Annotated in this window: 17 protein-coding genes and 1 pseudogene; 8 read left to right on the top strand and 10 right to left on the bottom strand. The window is 70.2% G+C overall.

Annotation, left to right across the window (positions count from 1 at the left end; all coding sequences use genetic code 11):
- Positions 1-93: 93 nt before the first annotated feature.
- Positions 94-516 (top strand): annotated as a pseudogene (locus OHS16_RS24865) (cobalamin biosynthesis protein); the annotation flags it as partial.
- A gap of 88 nt (positions 517-604) precedes the next feature.
- Entirely contained in the window at positions 605-1,669 is a 1,065-nt protein-coding gene (gene cobC, locus OHS16_RS24860) for an Rv2231c family pyridoxal phosphate-dependent protein CobC (RefSeq protein WP_328539469.1), read from the top strand.
- Positions 1,670-1,732: 63 nt separating this feature from the next.
- Here the strand turns inward: cobC and OHS16_RS24855 are convergent, their stop codons facing one another.
- Positions 1,733-2,710 (bottom strand): SCO1860 family LAETG-anchored protein, encoded by a 978-nt coding sequence (locus OHS16_RS24855; RefSeq protein WP_328539468.1) that lies wholly within the window; start codon positions 2,708-2,710, stop codon positions 1,733-1,735.
- 414 nt (positions 2,711-3,124) lie between these two features.
- The gene (locus OHS16_RS24850; RefSeq protein WP_328539467.1) at positions 3,125-4,210 is read right to left on the bottom strand and encodes an amidohydrolase family protein; all 1,086 of its coding nucleotides are present in this window, start codon (positions 4,208-4,210) and stop codon (positions 3,125-3,127) included.
- A gap of 287 nt (positions 4,211-4,497) precedes the next feature.
- Between OHS16_RS24850 and OHS16_RS24845 the strand changes: the two genes are divergently transcribed.
- The 5 genes from OHS16_RS24845 to thpD all read left to right on the top strand — a co-directional run bounded on the left by OHS16_RS24845 (position 4,498) and on the right by thpD (position 9,165).
- The gene (locus tag OHS16_RS24845) at positions 4,498-5,604 is read left to right on the top strand and encodes a pyridoxal-phosphate-dependent aminotransferase family protein (protein ID WP_328539466.1); all 1,107 of its coding nucleotides are present in this window, start codon (positions 4,498-4,500) and stop codon (positions 5,602-5,604) included.
- A 388-nt stretch (positions 5,605-5,992) separates the two neighbouring features.
- Complete coding sequence (ectA, locus tag OHS16_RS24840) at positions 5,993-6,523, top strand: diaminobutyrate acetyltransferase (RefSeq protein ID WP_328539465.1); 531 nt, start codon at positions 5,993-5,995, stop codon at positions 6,521-6,523.
- Between the two features lie 30 nt (positions 6,524-6,553).
- Entirely contained in the window at positions 6,554-7,822 is a 1,269-nt protein-coding gene (gene ectB, locus OHS16_RS24835) for a diaminobutyrate--2-oxoglutarate transaminase (RefSeq protein ID WP_328539464.1), read from the top strand.
- Positions 7,823-7,859: 37 nt separating this feature from the next.
- Positions 7,860-8,258 (top strand): ectoine synthase, encoded by a 399-nt coding sequence (locus tag OHS16_RS24830; RefSeq protein ID WP_328539463.1) that lies wholly within the window; start codon positions 7,860-7,862, stop codon positions 8,256-8,258.
- A 4-nt stretch (positions 8,259-8,262) separates the two neighbouring features.
- Positions 8,263-9,165 carry an ectoine hydroxylase gene (thpD, locus tag OHS16_RS24825; protein WP_328539462.1) on the top strand — a complete coding sequence of 301 codons (903 nt, stop codon included), beginning with the start codon at positions 8,263-8,265 and terminating at the stop codon, positions 9,163-9,165.
- Between the two features lie 99 nt (positions 9,166-9,264).
- Here the strand turns inward: thpD and OHS16_RS24820 are convergent, their stop codons facing one another.
- Genes OHS16_RS24820 through OHS16_RS24810 form a run of 3 tightly spaced genes read right to left on the bottom strand, consistent with a single transcriptional unit; the run spans position 9,265 to position 12,292 of the window.
- Positions 9,265-10,353 (bottom strand): aminotransferase class V-fold PLP-dependent enzyme, encoded by a 1,089-nt coding sequence (locus OHS16_RS24820; RefSeq protein WP_443042691.1) that lies wholly within the window; start codon positions 10,351-10,353, stop codon positions 9,265-9,267.
- A gap of 50 nt (positions 10,354-10,403) precedes the next feature.
- A complete protein-coding gene (locus OHS16_RS24815) occupies positions 10,404-11,531 on the bottom strand; it encodes a mandelate racemase/muconate lactonizing enzyme family protein (protein ID WP_328539460.1) in 1,128 nt (375 codons plus the stop codon).
- An 8-nt stretch (positions 11,532-11,539) separates the two neighbouring features.
- Entirely contained in the window at positions 11,540-12,292 is a 753-nt protein-coding gene (locus OHS16_RS24810) for a creatininase family protein (protein WP_328540972.1), read from the bottom strand.
- 77 nt (positions 12,293-12,369) lie between these two features.
- Here OHS16_RS24810 and OHS16_RS24805 point away from each other — a divergent pair, with 77 nt between their 5' ends.
- On the top strand, positions 12,370-13,338 hold the full coding sequence (locus OHS16_RS24805; protein WP_328539459.1) for an ROK family protein: 969 nt from the start codon (positions 12,370-12,372) through the stop codon (positions 13,336-13,338).
- Between the two features lie 134 nt (positions 13,339-13,472).
- Here the strand turns inward: OHS16_RS24805 and OHS16_RS24800 are convergent, their stop codons facing one another.
- From OHS16_RS24800 to OHS16_RS24780, 5 genes are read right to left on the bottom strand one after another with little or no spacing between them, the layout of a single operon-like run.
- A complete protein-coding gene (locus tag OHS16_RS24800; protein WP_328539458.1) occupies positions 13,473-14,354 on the bottom strand; it encodes an ATP-binding cassette domain-containing protein in 882 nt (293 codons plus the stop codon).
- Complete coding sequence (locus tag OHS16_RS24795; protein WP_328539457.1) at positions 14,351-15,193, bottom strand: ABC transporter ATP-binding protein; 843 nt, start codon at positions 15,191-15,193, stop codon at positions 14,351-14,353. Before OHS16_RS24795 ends, OHS16_RS24800 begins: the two co-directional genes overlap by 4 nt.
- Positions 15,190-16,110: an ABC transporter permease gene (locus OHS16_RS24790; protein WP_328539456.1), complete on the bottom strand. Its 921-nt coding sequence runs from the start codon at positions 16,108-16,110 to the stop codon at positions 15,190-15,192. Before OHS16_RS24790 ends, OHS16_RS24795 begins: the two co-directional genes overlap by 4 nt.
- Positions 16,107-17,099 (bottom strand): ABC transporter permease, encoded by a 993-nt coding sequence (locus tag OHS16_RS24785; protein ID WP_328539455.1) that lies wholly within the window; start codon positions 17,097-17,099, stop codon positions 16,107-16,109. Before OHS16_RS24785 ends, OHS16_RS24790 begins: the two co-directional genes overlap by 4 nt.
- Positions 17,096-18,670, bottom strand: coding sequence for an ABC transporter substrate-binding protein (locus OHS16_RS24780; protein WP_328539454.1), 1,575 nt, complete (start codon positions 18,668-18,670; stop codon positions 17,096-17,098). The genes OHS16_RS24785 and OHS16_RS24780 overlap by 4 nt, the downstream gene beginning before the upstream one ends.
- Positions 18,671-18,686 lie beyond the last annotated feature (16 nt).

Genomic DNA, 18,686 nt, shown 5'->3' with positions numbered 1-18,686 from the left:
CTTAGTCCATGGCACCCCGGTCGCGCACGTCCACGCATGATTCTCACGCCGGTCCCGCACACCGGCTCCCCCACCGTGCCGGGAGGGGCCCGCCCCGTGTCCGATGCTGTCACCGCGCGTCCTGCGCCCCTCGTCGTCGGTGTCGGGGCTTCCGGGGGCGTCGCCACCGGCGAAGTACTCGGGCTGATCGAGGAAACGCTGCGCGGAGCCGGGCTCTCGCCCTCCGGCGTGACCGCGCTCGCGACCGTCGACACCCGGGCCGCGGAGCCGGGCATCGTGGGCGCGGCCGCGGCACTGGGGGTGGCTCTGCTGACGTACACCGCGGCCGAACTCGCCGCGGTCCGTGTGCCGAACCCGTCGGACGCGGCCCTCGCCGCTGTCGGCACCCCGTCCGTCGCCGAGGCCTCCGCGCTGGCGGGCGGGGGCGAACTGATCGTGCCCAAGCGGAAGTCGTCGCCCGCGGGGAGGCCCCCCATGGCCACCTGCGCGGTGGCGCGCGGACGACAGGACGGCCGGCCGCTGCCGGGGCACAAAGTGGAACTTCCTCGGCAGCCCCACTTCCCTGGTGAGGACGAGGGGTACCACCATCACCACCATGGCAGCCATGCGCACACACTCTGACGCACACGATCTGCGCCACCACGGGGACTCCGAGGTACGGGATCACGGCCCGGGCCACCTCACCGATCTCGCGGTCAATGTCCGGGCCGGCACCCCGCCCGACTGGCTCAAGGCGCATATCGCCGATTCGCTCTCCTCGCTGGCCGCGTACCCCGACGGCAGGTCGGCACGGGCCGCGGTCGCCGAGCGGCACGGGCTGCCCGAGGACCGGGTACTGCTCACGGCCGGCGCCGCCGAGGCGTTCGTGCTGATCGCGCGTGCCCTGCCGGTCCGCAGACCGGTGGTCGTCCATCCGCAGTTCACCGAACCCGAGGCGGCGCTGCGCGACGCCGGGCACACGGTGGAACGTGTGCTCCTGGAGGAGAGCAACGGCTTCCGGCTCGACCCCGCGGCGGTCCCCGAGGCCGCCGACCTGGTGATGGTGGGCAATCCGACCAACCCCACGTCGATACTGCATCCGGCCGGGAGTCTCGAGGCGCTCGCCGCCCCCGGACGGACACTGGTGGTCGACGAGGCCTTCATGGACGCGGTGCCCGATGAGCGTGAGGCGCTGGCGGGCCGTACGGACATCCCCGGTCTGATAGTGCTGCGCAGCCTCACCAAGACCTGGGGGCTCGCCGGACTGCGGATCGGCTATGTGCTCGCCGAGCCCGGAACAGTCGAGCTGCTGGAACAGGCGCAGCCGCTCTGGCCGGTCTCCACCCCGGCGCTCGCTGCCGCCGAGGTGTGCTCGGCGGCCCCGGCCCTCGCCGAGGCCGGCCGGGCGGCGCAGCGCATAGCGGCCGACCGCGCCCATCTCCTGGCCGGTCTCGCGGAGTTCGAGGAGATACGGACGGTGGAGGCGGCCGAGGGGCCCTTCGTACTGATACGGATGAAAGGCGCCGACGAGGTCCGTGCTCGGCTGCGCGGTCTCGGGTTCGCAGCCCGGCGCGGGGACACTTTCCCCGGGCTGGGAACAGAGTGGCTGCGGCTCGCCGTCCGCGACCGGCCGACCACCAACCGTTTTCTGCAGGCACTGGACCAGGCGCTGACCGCCGTCGGCCGCTGACCGGCAGGTCCGCTCGGGCAGGACCGGGACCGCACCCCCCGTGCGGCCCGGCCTCCCCCCGTGTCAGGCCCTGTCGCGACCGCGACCGCGCGCGACCACGAGTGCACCTCCGCCGGCCAGTACCAGGGCCAGGGCGCCGCCCGCGATGTAGGGCGTCATGGAGCTGCCGCCGGTCTCCGCGAGGTTTTCCTTCGCCTTGGGCTCGGCAGCGGGTTTCGCGGGGGCCGCCGGCTCCGCCTTCACCGGGTCGGCCGCGTCCTGGGCCTGCACGGCGGGTGCCGGGGTGGCCCGGTCGCCGCCGTGGTGGCGCGCCGGGGGCTGGGGCGACTGACAGGTGGCCTGCGCGAGGGTGACCTCGCCCTGTACGTCGGCGACGTTCAGTTCGAGCGGATTGACCGACACCCGCAGTCGCAGGGCGGTGGCCGCCGCGGTGCGGGACGTGGTGCTCGTGTTCGAGAGATCGAGCCTCACCTCACCGACTCCGGGCACTTCGACCCGGGTCGTGCCACCGGCGGAGAGGGTGACCCGCTTGCCGAGCACGGTGACCCGCCCGAGCACGTTCGACTCGGCGTGCGGGTGCCTGCCCACCACGCACTCCGCCTTCGATGTGACCTTCTCGGCCTCGATCAGGGAGAGCAGGGGCAGCCCGGGCACATGAACCCGGGCATGGGCGAGATTGGCGTACCCCTCGGCCCGGTGCGCGTCGACGGTGGCCTTCGCGGTGGCGACATCGGCGCGCAGGAGGCTGAAGGGATGACCGTGGTCCACTCCGTCCAGCTTCGCGGTCAGCGCGGTCCTGTCGGCGCTCGCCGGGGCCTGTACCTCGTTGAGCGCGACCTCCAGCGGTACATCGACGGTCCTGTTGAGCAGCGAGACATCGAGCCCGGTACGGAGCACGACGGCACTCGCCTTTCCGTCACCGCCGGTGGCTGCCTGCGCCGGGGCCGCGGCGAGAAGGGCCGCGGGACCTGCGGCCAGCGCGGCAACCACCAGGGCGGCGGCGCTGCGGCGTGCGGGCATACGGAAGGTGTTGCTGTTCAAGGCGGTGGAACCCCCACAAGAGACATGACGTCGCCGGGGGCGCGCTCACGGGGACTTCGTGGGCACCCGGGCGATCGGGACACCGAAATCTTTACGCACCGAGAGTGAACGGGCGGCAACCCGACGTGAGTTCACTCCAAAGTGGCGTTTCCGCGCTTCTTTTCGAATAAAAAGGAACATGTGTGCCTCTGCGGTGCCGCTGTGGCGGCCCGAGGTGGTGCGCCGGTGACCCCAGGCGGAGCGGAACCCACACCAACGAGCGGTGAGGGCATCCCGTAACGCCCGGTCAACCCGGTGCAGGGGCGGCAGCCGCGGGACCGGGCGGGATGTCGGACCCGGGGCGCCCGGAACCCGACGGGCGGACGGGCTACCGGGCTGCGGGGCCCACGGGCTGTCGGAACCAGCGCTGCGGGGTCAGTCGACCACCCGCCCGTTGAGCACCACCCGGTGCGGCCGCGCCAGTACCGTCACGTCCAGCCGGGGATCCGCCGCGTACACCACGAAGTCCGCGGCCGCCCCCTCCGCGAGCGAGGACCGCCCCAACCACTCCCGCGCCCCCCAGCAGGCCGCCGAGAGGGCGTCCACGGCCGGGATCCCCGCCTTCACCAGCTCGGCCACCTCGGCCGCGACCAGACCGTGCGGCAGCGAGCCGCCGGCATCGGTGCCGGCGAAGACCGGGATGCCCGCGTCGTACGCCGAGCGCACGGTGTCGTAACGGCTGTCGTACAGCCGCCGCATATGCGCCGACCAGCGGGGGAACCGGGACTCGCCGCCCGCGGCGAGCTTCGGGAAGGTCGCGATGTTGACCAGCGTGGGGACGATCGCGACGCCTCGCTCGGCGAAGAGCGGGATGGTCTCCTCGGTCAGGCCCGTGGCGTGTTCGATGCAGTCGATGCCGGCTTCCACGAGATCGCGCAGCGAGTCCTCGGCGAAGCAGTGGGCGGTGACCCGGGCCCCGAGCCGGTGCGCCTCCGCGATGGCTGCCTCCACCTCGCCGCGCGGCCAGCAGGCCGCCAGATCGCCGGCGTCCCGGTCGATCCAGTCGCCGACGAGTTTGACCCAGCCGTCCCCGCGGCGGGCCTCCTGGGCGACATAGGCGACCAGATCCCCCGGCTCGATCTCATGGGCGAAGTTACGGATGTAGCGGCGGGTGCGGGCAATGTGCCGGCCGGCTCGGATGATCTTCGGGAGGTCGGCGCGGTCGTCGATCCAGCGGGTGTCGGACGGCGACCCGGCGTCCCGGAGCAGCAGCGCTCCGATCGCCCGCTCGGTGAGCGCCTGCTTCTCCGTGGTGCCGGCGTCGACAGCGCCCTCCGCGCCGAGCCCCACATGGCAGTGGGCGTCCACCAGGCCCGGCAGGACCCAGCCCCGCACCGTGAGCGTTTCGCCCGCCGGGCGCTCGTAGGTGATCCGCCCGCCGACCACCCACAGCTCGTCCCTGACGTCCTCGGGTCCGGTCAGCACCCGCCCCTTCACATGCAGCACCGTGTGATCGCTCATGAGTCCGACCCTAAGGGCTGTCCTGGCAGTGTCTGCCCGTGGCGGAGCAGAGTCCGGTGCGTGCTCCGTGCGGGCCGGCCGGAGGCCCTCGGGCCGGCCGTACCGGGGCCAGGGGCCGGTACGGCCGGCCGGAGGCCCTCGGGCCGGCCGTACCGGGGCCAGGGGCCGGTGCGGCAAAAGTGAGCGCCGGGCGTCGCGATGTGGCGAATGGCGCCTGCCACGGCGCCGGATCGCCCTCAGTACCATCGGACCGGCAGCCCGAACGAACTCGCGAAGAGAGCACCGCCGTGACGCACCCCTTCCTGGACCTCTCCCCGCTCACCCCGGCGCACTTCGCCGCCATCGAACGCCAGGTCGCCGCACTGCTCTCCACGGAGCAGGACATCGTGATCATGCAGGGTGAGGCCCTGCTGCCCCTGGAGGGCTGCATCAGGTCCGCCGCCAGGCCGGGATCGACCGCACTCAACGTGATCACCGGCCCCTACGGCCAGACCTTCGGCAACTGGCTGCGCGACTGCGGGGTCACCGTGGTCGATCTGAGCGTGCCCTTCCACACCGCGGTCACCGCCGAGCAGGTACGTGAGGCCCTCGCCGCTCACCCGGAGACCGCGTTCGTCTCCCTGGTCCACGCCGAGGCCGCGACCGGCAACACCAACCCGGTCGCGGAGATCGGAGAGGCCGTACGCGCACATGGCGCCCTCTTCATGGTCGACGCGGTCGCGTCGGTGGGCGCCGAGCCGCTGCTGCCGGACGCCTGGGGGGTGGACCTGTGCGTGATCGGAGCCCAGAAGGCGATGGGCGGGCCCGCGGGGGTGTCGGCCGTCGCGGTGAGCGCGCGGGCCTGGCAGCGGTTCGCGGAGAACCCGCAGGCCCCGCGGCGCTCGTACCTCTCGCTGCTGGATTGGAAGGAACGCTGGATCGACGGCGGCCGCAAGGCGCTGCCGCACGCGCCGGCGCAGCTGGAGATGCTGGCCCTGGAGGCATGTCTGGAGCGGATCGGGTCGGAGGGCCAGGACGCGGTCATGGAGCGGCACGCGCGGGCGGCGGCAGCCACCAGGGCGGGCGTGCTGGCGCTGGGCGGCGGTTTCGAGCCGTACGTCCACGCGGCTGCGGACGCGGCCCCCGTCGCCACCACGCTGCGCGTTCCGGAACGCGCCGACGCATCGGAGCTGGTCGCGAAGGCCTTGGCCACCGATCCGGGACTGCCGCTCATCGCGGGTGGCGGGGCGCTGGCCAAGGAGATGATCCGGATCAATCACTACGGCCCGGACGCGAATCAGGACGCGGTGAGCTCCTCGCTGGCGGCACTGGGTGCCGCGCTCGGGGGGCCGGGTGCGGAAGTCCACCTCGATGCGGCCCGCGGCGCGGTCTCCGCGGTGTGGCAGAACGGCTGAGGTTCATTTCCGGAGCGGGCCGCAGCCGAGCACGAGCAGGGCAATAAAAAACGGCGGCCCGCACCAGGATTTCCGAAGAGAATTAGGGAATGCAGAATACCGGCCTTTTCCAGAACGGCTACCCGGATTCTTCTGCCCGCTTTTTCGGACCTCAAACGCTCAATTTTCAACGGGTCCGACTAGCGCGTTTCGGACACACTTCCGATCGGTTCCAGACATGTGACCGACTCCACAAGGTGATCATTTTGCCCGTAAATTCCGGGACAAATCAGCCATATTTGCGACCCTAGCACGCTCAGCCCGCGCACGCGCGATAGCACGATCCAATCGTGGAGCCAACCCCCTCCCCGAATGCATTTTTTGAATTTGCTGGGTAAATTTTCTCGACATGACCGCCGCGCAAGAAGACCTTGTACGTGCCCGAAGCGAATTCCCGGAGATAGACACCCCACGAGTGGAGGATGGGGCCGCGATCTGGCGTATCGCCCGCGACTCCGAGGTGCTCGACCTGAACTCCTCGTACAGCTATCTGCTGTGGTGTCGCGACTTCGCAGAGACCTCTGTGGTGGCGCGCGGATCGGACGGCGAGCCCATCGGCTTCGTCACCGGATACCTCCGCCCGAGCCGCCCCGAGGCGCTGGTCGTCTGGCAGGTCGCCGTCGACGGCGCTCACCGGGGCCGCGGCCTGGCAGGTGTTCTGCTGGACGCGCTGACCGCGAAGGTCACCGCAGGCGGAGTGGTCCGCGAGATCGAGACCACTGTCGCGCCGGACAACACCGCGTCCGACCGGCTGTTCAGCTCGTACGCCGAGCGCCACGGAGCGTCACTGAAGCGTGAGGTGCTCTTCGACGGCGGGCTGTTCCCCGAGGGGACGCACCAGCCGGAAGTGCTGTACCGCATCAGCCCCGTCTCGGCCTGACTGACTTCCCCCCACCCCAGGAGACCTGCTGTGACTATCACCCCGCCCGCCCTGAGCGTCTTCGAGACCCTGGAGTCCGAGGTACGCAGCTACTGCCGCAGCTGGCCCGCAGTGTTCGACACCGCGCAGGGCAGCTACCTCCGCGATGAGGACGGCCACACCTACCTCGACTTCTTCGCCGGTGCCGGTTCGCTCAACTACGGCCACAACAACCCGGTGCTGAAACGCGCGCTCATCGACTACATAGAGCGCGACGGCATCACCCACGGCCTGGACATGGCCACCACCGCGAAACGCGCGTTCCTGGAGTCCTTCCAGAACACGATCCTGCGCCCGCGTGACCTGCCGTACAAGGTGATGTTCCCCGGCCCGACAGGGACCAACGCCGTCGAGTCGGCACTGAAGCTGGCCCGCAAGGTGAAGGGCCGCGAGTCCGTGGTCTCGTTCACCAACGCTTTCCACGGCATGTCGCTGGGCTCGCTGGCCGTCACCGGCAACGCCTTCAAGCGGGCCGGCGCCGGCATACCGCTGGTGCACGGCACCCCGATGCCGTTCGACAACTACTTCGACGGCACCGTCGAGGACTTCATCTGGTTCGAGCGGCTCCTCGAGGACCAGGGCTCGGGCCTCAACAAGCCCGCCGCGGTCATCGTCGAGACGGTGCAGGGCGAGGGCGGTATCAACGTCGCCCGCGCCGAGTGGCTGCGCGCGCTGCAGGACCTGTGCCACCGCCAGGACATGCTGCTGATCGTCGACGACATCCAGATGGGCTGCGGCCGTACCGGCGGCTTCTTCTCCTTCGAGGAGGCCGGCATCAAGCCCGACATCGTCACGCTGTCGAAGTCCATCAGCGGCTACGGCATGCCCATGGCGCTGGTGCTGTTCAACGCCGAGCTCGACATCTGGGAGCCGGGCGAGCACAACGGCACCTTCCGCGGCAACAACCCGGCGTTCGTCACCGCTGCCGCCGCCCTCGACACCTACTGGGCCGACGGCCAGATGGAGAAGCAGACGCTGGCCCGCGGTGAGCAGGTCGAGCGCGCGCTGCTCGCCATCGTCGACGAGAACGAAGGGGCCGGCGTGAGCTTCCGCGGCCGCGGCCTGGTCTGGGGCATCGAGTTCGATGACAAGACCCGCGCCACGGCTGTCTGCCGGCGCGCCTTCGAGCTCGGCATGCTCCTGGAGACGTCCGGGCCGCAGAGCGAGGTCGTGAAGCTGCTGCCCGCACTGACCATCTCCCCCGGAGAACTGGACGAGGGGCTGCGCATCCTGGCCCGCTCCGTCCGCGAGACCGCCTGACCCGTAACACCCGTAACACAGAAAGGCTCAAGTCACCGTGATTGTCCGATCATTCAAGGACGTCGAGGGAACCGACCGGCACATCAAGTCCAAGTCGGGTACCTGGGAGAGCAAGCGCATCGTGCTTGCCAAGGAGAAGGTCGGCTTCTCACTGCACGAGACCATCCTGTACGCGGGAACCGAGACGTCGATGTGGTACGCCAATCACATCGAGGCCGTGCTCTGCACCCAGGGTGAGGCGGAGCTCACCAACGACGACACCGGTGAGGTCCACTGGATCGAGCCGGGAACCATGTACCTGCTCAACGGGCACGAGAAGCACACCCTGCGCCCGAAGACCGATTTCCACTGCGTATGCGTCTTCAACCCTCCGGTCACCGGACGGGAGGACCACGATGAGAACGGCGTATACCCGCTGCTGACAGAGGAGGCCTGACGCCATGACCGAAGTACTGTCCAACATACGGGCGGATCTCTATCCCACCCGTGGCGCGAGTGAAGTGACCACCCCCCGCCAGGACCCGGTGGTCTGGTCGCAGCCCGGTGCCCAGGGACCGATCACGCAGCCCGACCTCCAGGGCTTCGAGCGCGACGGATTCCTCAGCGTCGACCAGCTGCTCTCGGACGACGAGGTGCCGCTCTACCGTGCGGAACTGGACCGGCTCACCACCGATCCGCTCGTCCGCGCGGACGAGCGGTCCATCATCGAGCCGCAGTCGCAGGACGTACGGTCGGTCTTCGAGGTGCACAAGCTCAGCGAGGTCTTCGCCCAACTGGTGCGGGACGAGCGGCTGGTGGGCCGGGCGCGGCAGATCCTGGGCTCGGACGTCTACGTCCACCAGTCCCGCATCAACGTCAAGCCGGGGTTCGGTGCCAGCGGTTTCTACTGGCACTCGGACTTCGAGACCTGGCACGCCGAGGACGGTCTGACGAACATGCGGACCGTGTCGGTCTCGATCGCCCTGACCGAGAACCTCGACACCAACGGCGGCTTGATGATCATGCCGGGGTCGCACCAGCACTTCCTGGGGTGTGCGGGCTCGACGCCGAAGGACAATTACAAGCAGTCTCTGCAGATGCAGGACGCGGGGACCCCGTCCGACGAGGCGCTGACCCGGATGGCTGACGCCCACGGCATCAAGCTCTTCACGGGCAGGGCGGGTTCGGCGACCTGGTTCGACTGCAACTGCATGCACGGCTCGGGCGACAACATCACGCCGTACGCGCGCAGCAATGTCTTCATCGTGTTCAACAGCGTGGAGAACGCCGCGGTCGAGCCCTACGCGGCTCCGATCAGGCGACCCGACTTCATCGGGGCACGGGACTTCACACCGGTGAGGTGATCCAGCCCGGGGTGGGCCGGACATGCGGCAGGGGGACGGCACCAGGTGCCGTCCCCCTCCTGCGTGTCCCTCTCGGCCGGTCTCCGGGCCCGCTGCCGTTCAGCCGGAGAGCACATCCAGCAGTGCGTCGACGTCTGCGGCCGAGTTGTACATATGGAAGGCGGCCCGCAGATTTCCCGCGCGGTCCGACAGTTCGATACCGGCCAGGCTGAGCTCCTGCTGCCGGCGCCCGAGTCCCGGTGCGGAGACGATCGCCGAGCCGGGGGCATGGACCGACCGCTGCCCGATACGGTCGAGACCCGCGCGGAAGCGGTCGGCGAGCGCGAGGTTGTGCCGCTGAATGGACGCGGGACCGACCTCCTCGATGAGATCCAGCGAGTGCCGTGCGCCCGCGTACGAGAAGAGACTCGGGCTCTCGTCGAACCGCCGCGCGGAGACGGCGAGTTCGGCCACCGGCCCGTAGCAGCTGTCCCAGGGCTTCTCACCCGCGACCCACCCGGCGAAGACCGGCGTCAGCGCGCCCAGATCCTCGGGCACCACCAGGAAGGCGATGCCACGAGGGCAGGTGAGCCATTTGAAGGCGACCGCCACCGTGTAGTCGTCCTCGGCCGCGGTGAGCGGCAGCCAGCCCGCCGACTGGGAGGCGTCCACCAGCGTACGGGCGCCATGGGCGCGGGCCGCCGCCCGGATCGCGGCGAGATCGGCGACCCTGCCGTCCGCCGACTGCACCGCACTGACCGCGACCAGAGAGGTGCCGGGCCGCACGGCGTCCGCCAGCGACTCCAGCGGGGCCGTCCGCACCTTGATGCCGGTCCGCACCACGAAGGGGTTCACCAGCGAGCTGAAGTCGCCTTCGGCGACCAGGACTTCGGCCCCCGCCGGGAGCGACGTGGCGATCAGCCCGGTGTACACCGCCACCGAAGCGCCAGCCGCAACCCTGGAGGCCGGCACCCCGGCCAGCCGGGCGAACGAAGCGCGGGTGGCCTCCACGTCGCCGAACATATCGGTCGGCCTGCCCACCGAAGCGGCGGTGACTGCGGTGTGCATCGCCGCCACCGAGCGGGCCGGGAGCAGGCCGGTGCTCGCACTGTTCAGATAGGTCGTGCGGGGTGCGAATTCGGCACCCGCCAGGTTCTCCGTCAGGTTCTCCATGGCACTACTGTGCAACGCCGGGGCCTCCCCGTCCATTGCGGAAAATTACCGCGTACCACAAAGAAATCCTTATGGATGGGAGCGTTTCAGCCCGTCAGGTCTCCTTCGCGCTCGTTGACGCCGGCGAAGTGGAGCAGCTTCTCCTCGTCCACGCTCACCCCGAGCCCCGGCCCCGTGGGGACCCGCAGCCGGCCCGCCTCCAGCCGCAGAGGCTCGATGATGTCGTCCGCATGCAGGTAGTACATGCTGTCGATCGCCCGGGAGAGCACCGGCGTGCTGGAGACGACAGCCAGATGAGCCGCGGTCGCGATGCCCAGTTCACCGCCGCTGTGCAGATTCATGCCGAGCCCGAAGGTCTCGCAGTGGGCCGCCAGCGCCTTGGTGGCGGCGATCCCGCCCCACTTGTAGACATCTCCGTGGATCACGTCGACCGCGTTCAGCCGCATCGCGGGGGCGAACTCCTCGAAGCGGACCACACACATATTGGTGCACAGGGGTATCCGGACCTTGGAATGTACCTGGCTCATGCCCTCGATGCCGACGCACGGATCCTCCAGATACTCCAGATCGAGTTCCTCCAGGGCGATGCCGGCCCGCACCGAATCGGGCACCGACCAGGCGGCGTTCGGATCGACCCGCAGATTCACCTCAGGCAGCGCCTCGCGCAGCGCCCGCAGAATCGCGACATCGCCCCTGACGTCCTTGGTGCCCTTGAGCTTCACCGCTTCGAAGCCTCCTTCGGCCACCACCCGTGAGGTGTGTTCGGCGAGCACCTGCGGCAGCGCCCGGTCGCCCGCTCCGGGCGCGTCAGCCCGGGTCACCAGCGCGGTGATCGGCACCTCGTCGCGTACCGGACCGCCCAGCAGATCGGTGAGGGACTGACCGGTGGCCTTGCCCATCACGTCCCAGCAGGCCACGTCCAGAGCGGCGATCGCGGCGTAGCCGAGGTAGCCGTGGAAGAAGGGCACCATGTGCTGCTTGCGGTGGAAGCTCTCCAGGGCGAACGGGCTGGTGCCGATCAGGTCCTCGGCCAGTGACTCCACGATCGCGGCGACCGGCCGGCCCCACATCGTCTCGCCCCAGCCGTCGACACCGGCGTCGGTGCGGATCCGCACCACCGTGCGGGTCTCCCCCGTCTTGGTCTCGAAGGAGCTGGTGAACGGGTTGACGAGCGGGAGGTTGACCACCCACACATCGACATCAGTGATCTTCATGTTTCTCCTCAGCGAGGTGCTCGGATGGTGGCCGCGTCGAAGGCGCGGATGGCCCGGGCCAGTCCGCTTGCCCGGTCGGCGAGCAGCCGGTGCCCTCGTGCTGCATCGGCTCCGGACGCGTCATCGGTCGAACCGCCGACCCGTTCCCATTCGCCGTGGCGCTCCACGGTCAGTCCCGGGTACGGCGGGTGGTCGAAGAGCGGTGGTGGCGACACGGGGGTACGGACGGGGACCGGCTCACGGACAAGGCCCGGACGGGCCGCCAGCATCAGCGAGGTCTCGAACCAGCCGGCGTGCCCCGGGGTGACTTCGGGGCGGCCGCCGTCCTCCTCGCCCGAGATGACGTTCCAGTACGAGCAGGCGGCAACGGTGACATCGGCGCGGAGCGCGAACCGCTTCACCGCCAGCCGCATGATCTCGTCGTTGCCGCCGTGTCCGTTGACGACCATGATCCGGCGGAAGCCGCTGGTGACCAGCGAATCCAGCACATCGTCCAGTACCGCGCCGAGCGTCTGCGCGGAGAGCGAGAGGGCCGCGGCGAACAAGTGGTGGGGGCTGTGCCCGTACGGAAGGGCGGGCAGTCGCACGATGCCTGCCACCGGCGGCTCCTCCGCGAGCAGCGCGCCGGCCCGTTCGATCACCGCTTCGACGAGCAGTGTGTCGGTGCCCATCGGAAGGTGGTCCGCGTGCTGCTCCTGCGAGCCGATGGGCAGCAGGGCGATGCCGTGCTCTCCGGCCGCCCGTACCTCACGCCAGGTCATTGCTGTCAGCGCTGCGGGATGATTCGGTTGACTCACGACGCTATCTCCCTGAAACCCTGCCGTGGCAGAGTCGACGCATGATCGATGGACGTTCTTCGCTGCGGTTGGTGCCCGATCCCGCGCCGGGCCCCGTCGTGCCGGCCCCGGCACGGACGCTCGGTGCGGTCGAGCTGGTGCCCGGTCGGATCACGGCGGCCGTGGTGACGATGTCCGGCGCCGTCATCGCGCGGGCCGAGGTGCCGTACGACGCGGCCACCGCGGCGCCCGGGGACATCGACGCGGCCTGTGCCGTGGTCAGCCGGGTCTTCGGGGGTCACGCACCGGACGGCATCGGGGTCGCGGCAGCCGGTCTCATCGACACGGCCGCCGGGCAGGTCATCGAGGTGAACGACGTTCCCGCGCTGCGCGGATACCCGGTGGCCGACCGGCTGCGGGCGCTCACCGGGCGGCCCGTGCGGGTGGAGCACCGGGCGAGACTCCAGGTGCTCGGCGACCGCTGGTTCGGCGCCGGGCGGGGACGGCGCACCTTCGCCTCGGTCTCCACCGGTGAGGTGCTGGGTGTGGGCATCCTCTACGACGGCGAGGTACTGGCCCCGCCCGGAGGCCGCAGCGGCGCCCATATGACCGTCTCCGCCACCGGTGACACCTGCACCTGCGGCAGACGGGGCTGCTGGAAGACCGTGGCCACCACGCGATGGCTCCGCGAGCGCTCGCGGGCGGCCGGCGACGGGTCCCCGGTGTCGCTGGGCGCACTCGTGGAGCGGGACGACACGTCCGCCCGCCGGGTGGTGGAGGAGTACGCGCAGAATCTTGCCCTCGGGCTCGTGAACGTGCAGCAGCTCTTCGCGCCGGGGCTCTTCGTTCTGCACGGTGAGGCACGGGAGGGCGGTGAGCGTTTCCGTACGCTCATCGAGGAGCGGCTCAGAGCCGACAGCGCCGACGGCGCATCGGCAGCCGCCGAGCAGCCCAGGGTGCTGGTGAGCGGGGCGGCCGTGGACGATGTGGCCCTGCTCGGCGGTGCCGGGCTCGTCCTGTCGCACCTCTAGGCCGAGTGTGAGGAGCGCCGGCTGTCCCGCGGCGCCCGACACGCACACGCGCTGCGTTGCCGGAGCCGCCCGAGTACGCCCCCTACGCGGGACGGCGGGTGGCACAGCCGCTTCGCGGGCTGCTTTTCCGGCGCTCACCGCGCTCCGTCTCCGGCGGTGGTGCGGCCTGCCGGCCGGCGGGCTCTGCGGGGATCGGGGACGGGCACCGCGTCGAGGAGCTGCCGGGTGTACGGATGCCGGGGGCTGCTGAAAACCTCGGCTGCCGCGCCCACCTCCACCAGCTGCCCGCCGCGCATCACCGCGACGCGGTCCGCCACCCGGCGCACCACGGCCAGGTTGTGCGAGACGAAGACATAGGTCAGACCGAGACGTTGCTGCAGGTCCGCCAGCAGGTCGAGGATTCTGGCCTGCACCGAGACGTCCAGCGCGCTGGTGGGTTCGTCGAGCACCACCAGGCGGGGCTCGAGGGCGAGCGCACGGGCGATGGAGATCCGCTGACGCTGGCCGCCGGAGAACTCGTGCGGGTAGCGGTCCTGGATGGCGGGGTCCAGGCCCACGGCGTCGAGCAGTTCACCGACCCGCTCCCTGGTGCGCGCCCGTCCGCGCCTGCCGCGTGCGGACGGATCGTGGGTGACCAGCGGCTCGGCCACGATGTCGGTGATGCGCAGCCGCGGGTTCATGCTGGAGTACGGGTCCTGCAGCACGATCTGCATCTCGCGCCGTACGCCGCGCAGTTCGGCCGCCGAGAGCGCCGCGAGGTCCTGTCCGGCGAAGCTCACCCGGCCCGCCGTCGGTTCGAGCAGCCGCAGCAGCAGCCGGGTGAGGGTGGTCTTGCCGCAGCCCGATTCGCCGACCAGCGCGAGGGTTTCACCCTCGTACACAGTCAGCGACACGCCGTCGACCGCCACCTTCACCGGTCGGCTGCCGAACTCCATGCGCAGAGCGTCCAGTTCGAGCAGGGGGGTACGCGTTCCGGGTGTGCCGGCCACGGGTTCCCTGCCGGTCCGGGGTGTCATACCGGCTCCAATCGGGGGGTGGCTTCGAGCAGCCGCCGGGTGTATTCGTCCTTCGGCTGCTCGAATATGTCCATGACGTCACCGGTCTCGACGACCTCGCCGCGGTTCATCACGGCGACCCTGTCGGCGGTCTCGGCCACCACACCGAGGTCGTGGGTGATGAGCACCACGGCCATGCCGTGGCGCTGCCGCAGCTCGACGAGGAGATCGAGGATCTGCCGTTGCACGGTGACGTCCAGTGCGGTGGTGGGTTCGTCGGCGATGAGCACCCGCGGGCGGCTCACCAGCGCCGTCGCGATCATCACGCGTTGGCGCAGGCCGCCGGAGAGTTCGTGAGGGTACTGCCGGTAGCTGCGTTCGGGGTCGGGGATGCCGACCTCGTTCAGTGCCGCGACGGCGCTCTCCCTGGCTCGGGCTCGGGAGAGGCCCTGATGGTGGCGGACCACCTCGGCGACCTGGCTGCCGACCCGTTGCAGCGGGTCGAGGCTGGTCATCGGGTCCTGGAAGACCATGGCGATGTCATGGCCCCTGATCCGTCCCAGCTGCTTCTCCGGCAGTGCCAGCAGGTCCTGGCCGTCGAAGAGGATCTCGCCCGCGGTGTAGCGGCATGGAGGCGCCGGGTTGAGACGCAGCACGGACAGCGCGGTGGCCGTCTTGCCACTGCCCGACTCGCCGACGACGGCGAGCGTCTCCCCGGCTCCGACCTGGAGCGAGACCCCCCGGACGGCATGCACCGTGGAGGTGTCCAGCTCGAAGTCGACACGCAGGTCATTGATGCGCAGGACCGGTTCCGCCGGTGGGCCGGGCGGTACGGGCGAGGTGGGTCGGGTGGGCTTCATCGGCGGTACGCCTTCGGGTCCGCGACGTCGCGCAGGGCGTCGCCGGTGATGTTGACAGCGAGTGAGGTGATCATCAGGGCCGTTCCGGGGAAGACCGCGAGCCACCAGGACGTGCCCAGATAGAGCTGGCCGTCGGCGAGCATCGAGCCCCAGGTGACGGTCTCCCTGGGCACGCCGAGGCCGAGGTAGCTCAGCGACGCCTCGGCGACGATCGCGGCGGCGACGTGCAGGGTGCCGATGGTGGCGAGGGGCGCCATCACGTTGGGCAGCAGATGCCGGCGCATGATGGCGCCGTCGGTGACACCGATCGCCCGTGCCTCGGTGATGAAGTCCCGCGAGCGCAGGGACATGACCTCCGAGCGGACCACCCGGGCGTACGAGACCCAGCCGGTGAAGCCGAGCACCAGGATCACGTACCAGAGCCCGGAGCCGAGGAAGCCGACGATGGCCAGCGCCAACAGGATGGCCGGAAAAGCGAGTTGGACGTCGGCAAGCCGCATCAGGATCCGGTCGGGCCAGCCGCCGAAGAATCCGGACACCAGGCCGACCGCGGTACCGATCACACCGGCCAGCAGCGCCGCGCCCGCGCCGACCAGCAGTGAGACCCGGGTTCCGTAGATGACGCGGGAGAGCATGTCGCGGCCGAGCTGGTCGGTGCCGAGCGGATGGGCACTGCTGCCGCCGTGCTCCCAGACGGGCGGGTGCAGTCTCAGCAGCAGGTTCTGCGCCGCCGGATCGCAGGGGGCGAGCAGCGGCGCGAAGACCGCGGCGATCAGCATGACGGCCAGTACGGCCAGGGCGGCCACGGCGAGCCGGTTGCGCAGCAGGGCGCGCAGCGCGGCGGAGCCGGGACTGCGGCCCGCGGTGGCCTCGACCGGAACGGAGGAGGCGGGCTTCGAGGTGACGGTGGCGTTCATCGGGTGGTCCTCACCCTCGGGTCGAGGAAGCTGTAGGAGAGGTCCACCAGCAGGTTCACCACGACGAAGGTGGCGGCGAAGAACAGCACGGTGGCCTGCACCAGGGGGAAGTCGCGTTTGGAGATGGCCTCGATGGTGAGCTGCCCTACACCGGGCCAGGAGAAGACCTGCTCGGTGAGGATTGCGCCGCCGAGCAGACTGCCGATCTCGAGGCCGACCACCGTCACCACCGGCAGCGAGGCATTGCGCAGCCCGTGGCCGAGCACCACTTTCAGCGGCCCGAAGCCCTTGGCCCTGGCCGTTCTGATGTGATCCGACGAGAGCACGTCGATCAGCGAGGAGCGCAGCAGCCGGGCGACGACCGCGACCGAGTAGACGGCGAGGGTGACAGCGGGCAGCACGAGGTTGGCGAACGTGCCGTATCCGGACGCCGGAAGGACGTGCAGTCCGACGGCGAAGATCAGGATCAGCAGGATGCCGACCCAGAAGGGCGGTGTGGACTGCCCCAGCAGAACCCCGGTCATCACCGTGCGGTCCGACGCCCGGCCTCGGCGCATCGCCGCGAAGACCCCGGCGGGCAGGGCGATGACCAGCGTCACCACCAGTGCGGCACCCGCGAGTTCGATGGTGGCCGGGAGCCGGTCCGCCAGCACGGTCCTGACCGGCTCGTTGTAGAAGAGTGAGTTGCCGAAGTCGAGGCGGGGCAGGCCCGCGATGAAGTCGATGTACTGGCTGAACAGCGGCCTGTTCAGACCGAGGCTCGCCCGAAGAACGCTTTCCTGGTGCGCCGTGGCATCCGGCGGAAGCAGTTGTTTGACCGGATCGCCGGAGAGGCGGACCAGGAAGAACGAGGCGGTCGCCGCGCACAGCAGCACCAGCAGCGCGGTGCCCAGCCGCACCAGGACGGCGCGCAGCAGCCGTGACCGTTCGCGGGCCCGTGAGTCGTTGCCGGCCCGCGCGGCCGGCTCCGGAAGGGACAGATCGGTCATACCGCGACCTCCGCGCTCTGCATGTCCAGCGAGCCGGCGGATCCCGGCTTCCACCGGGGCCGCTGGTTGCGGGCCAGGATGTTGTCGAGCTGGTAGAGGAAGACGAAGGGGGCTTCCCGCCGCATCAGCCGCTGCAGGTCGGAGAAGGCCCGCTTCCGTTCGGCGGGATGCACCGACAGCTCCTCGATGTCGATGAGCCGGTCCGCCTCCTTGGAGTGCCAACGGCTCTGGCGCCGGTCGCTGCGGACCACCGACTGGAGCATGCTCTCCCCGTCGAGGGTCCAGACCGTGCTGGCCGCCAGGTACATCGGGCCGAGCGCGCCGTGGTTGTCGGAGGTGAGCCGGCTCGAGTACGTGCCGGGGTCGAGGAGGTTGACGCGGGCGTGCACACCCGCGTCGGCCAGCAGCCCCGCGAGCGCTTCGGCGACATTGGAGTCGATGTTGGACGCGGTGAGGGCGGTGGAGAAACCGTGCGGATATCCGGCTTCGGCCAGCAGGGCGCGGGCGGTCGCGGCAGAGCGGGTGAACGGCTTCACGCCGGGGTCGAACCCGAAGGCTCCGCGCGGAATCATCGCGGGAACCTCACGGGCCCTTCCGTTCAGTACCGCCTTGATCAGCAGGGGCACGTCGATGGCGTGGTTGAGCGCCTGACGCACCCGCCGGTCGCCCATCGGGCCGCCGTCGAGCGTGTCCAGGGAGAGATAGGAGGTGCGGATGCCGGGGTAACTGTCCAGCGTCACGCCGGTGTAGCCGTCGAGCTGCTGCGCAGCGTCGGGGGTCAGTCCCGCGACGAGATCGACTCCGCCGCTCTGCAGTGCCGCCAGTGAGGAGGAAGCGTTGGGCGCCGGGCTGAAGACCAGTTCGTCCACGCTCGGACGGCCCTGCCAGTGCCGGGGGTTGGCCCGCATCCGCAGTTCGTGGTCGCGCTGCCAGCTGACGAAGGCGAAGGGCCCCGTCCCGACCGGGTGCTCGGCGAAACCCTTGTCACCGACGTCGGCCAGGTAGCGCGGTGGCACGACCACTCCACCGAACAGCGAGAGCTTGTCGGGCAGGATCGGGTCGTGCAGTGTCGTGTGCAGGTCCACGGTGAGCCTGTCGACCACACTGACGTTCTTCACATAGCGGAGCTCGACGATGGGCGACCTGGTCGCGGGATCGAGCAGCCGCTCGATGCTGAACTTCACGGCTGCCGCGTCACAGACCTCGCCGTTGTGGAAGGTCACGCCGGGGCGCAGCCTGAAGCGCCAGGTGTGCTCGTCACGGGCCGTCCAGGAGAGGGCGAGTCGTGGCTGCAGCGTGTTGTCGCGTCCCCGCGTGGTCAGCGTGTCGAACATGTTGATCAGGGCGTTCATCGACACCATGTCGCCCTGCTTCTGCGGGTCCATGGTCAGCGCGTCCCCGGGCTGCGAGACCCGTAGGACATTGCCCGCACGCCCGGCGGGATTCGCTCCGCACCCCGTCAGGAGGGCCGGGGCAGCGACCGCGGGTATGAGGAGCCCGGCGAGCCGCACCATGTCGCGGCGGGACGGATGGCTGCGGTCCACAGCACGCCCCTGACGTATTCGTTCCATTGAACAACACTTCCGT

The sequence above is a fragment of the Streptomyces sp. NBC_00344 genome, from assembly GCF_036088315.1.
In the GTDB taxonomy this organism is placed as follows: Bacteria; Actinomycetota; Actinomycetes; order Streptomycetales; family Streptomycetaceae; genus Streptomyces.
Note: the sequence above shows the minus strand (reverse complement) of the source record. Positions and strands in the feature narration are given on the sequence as shown.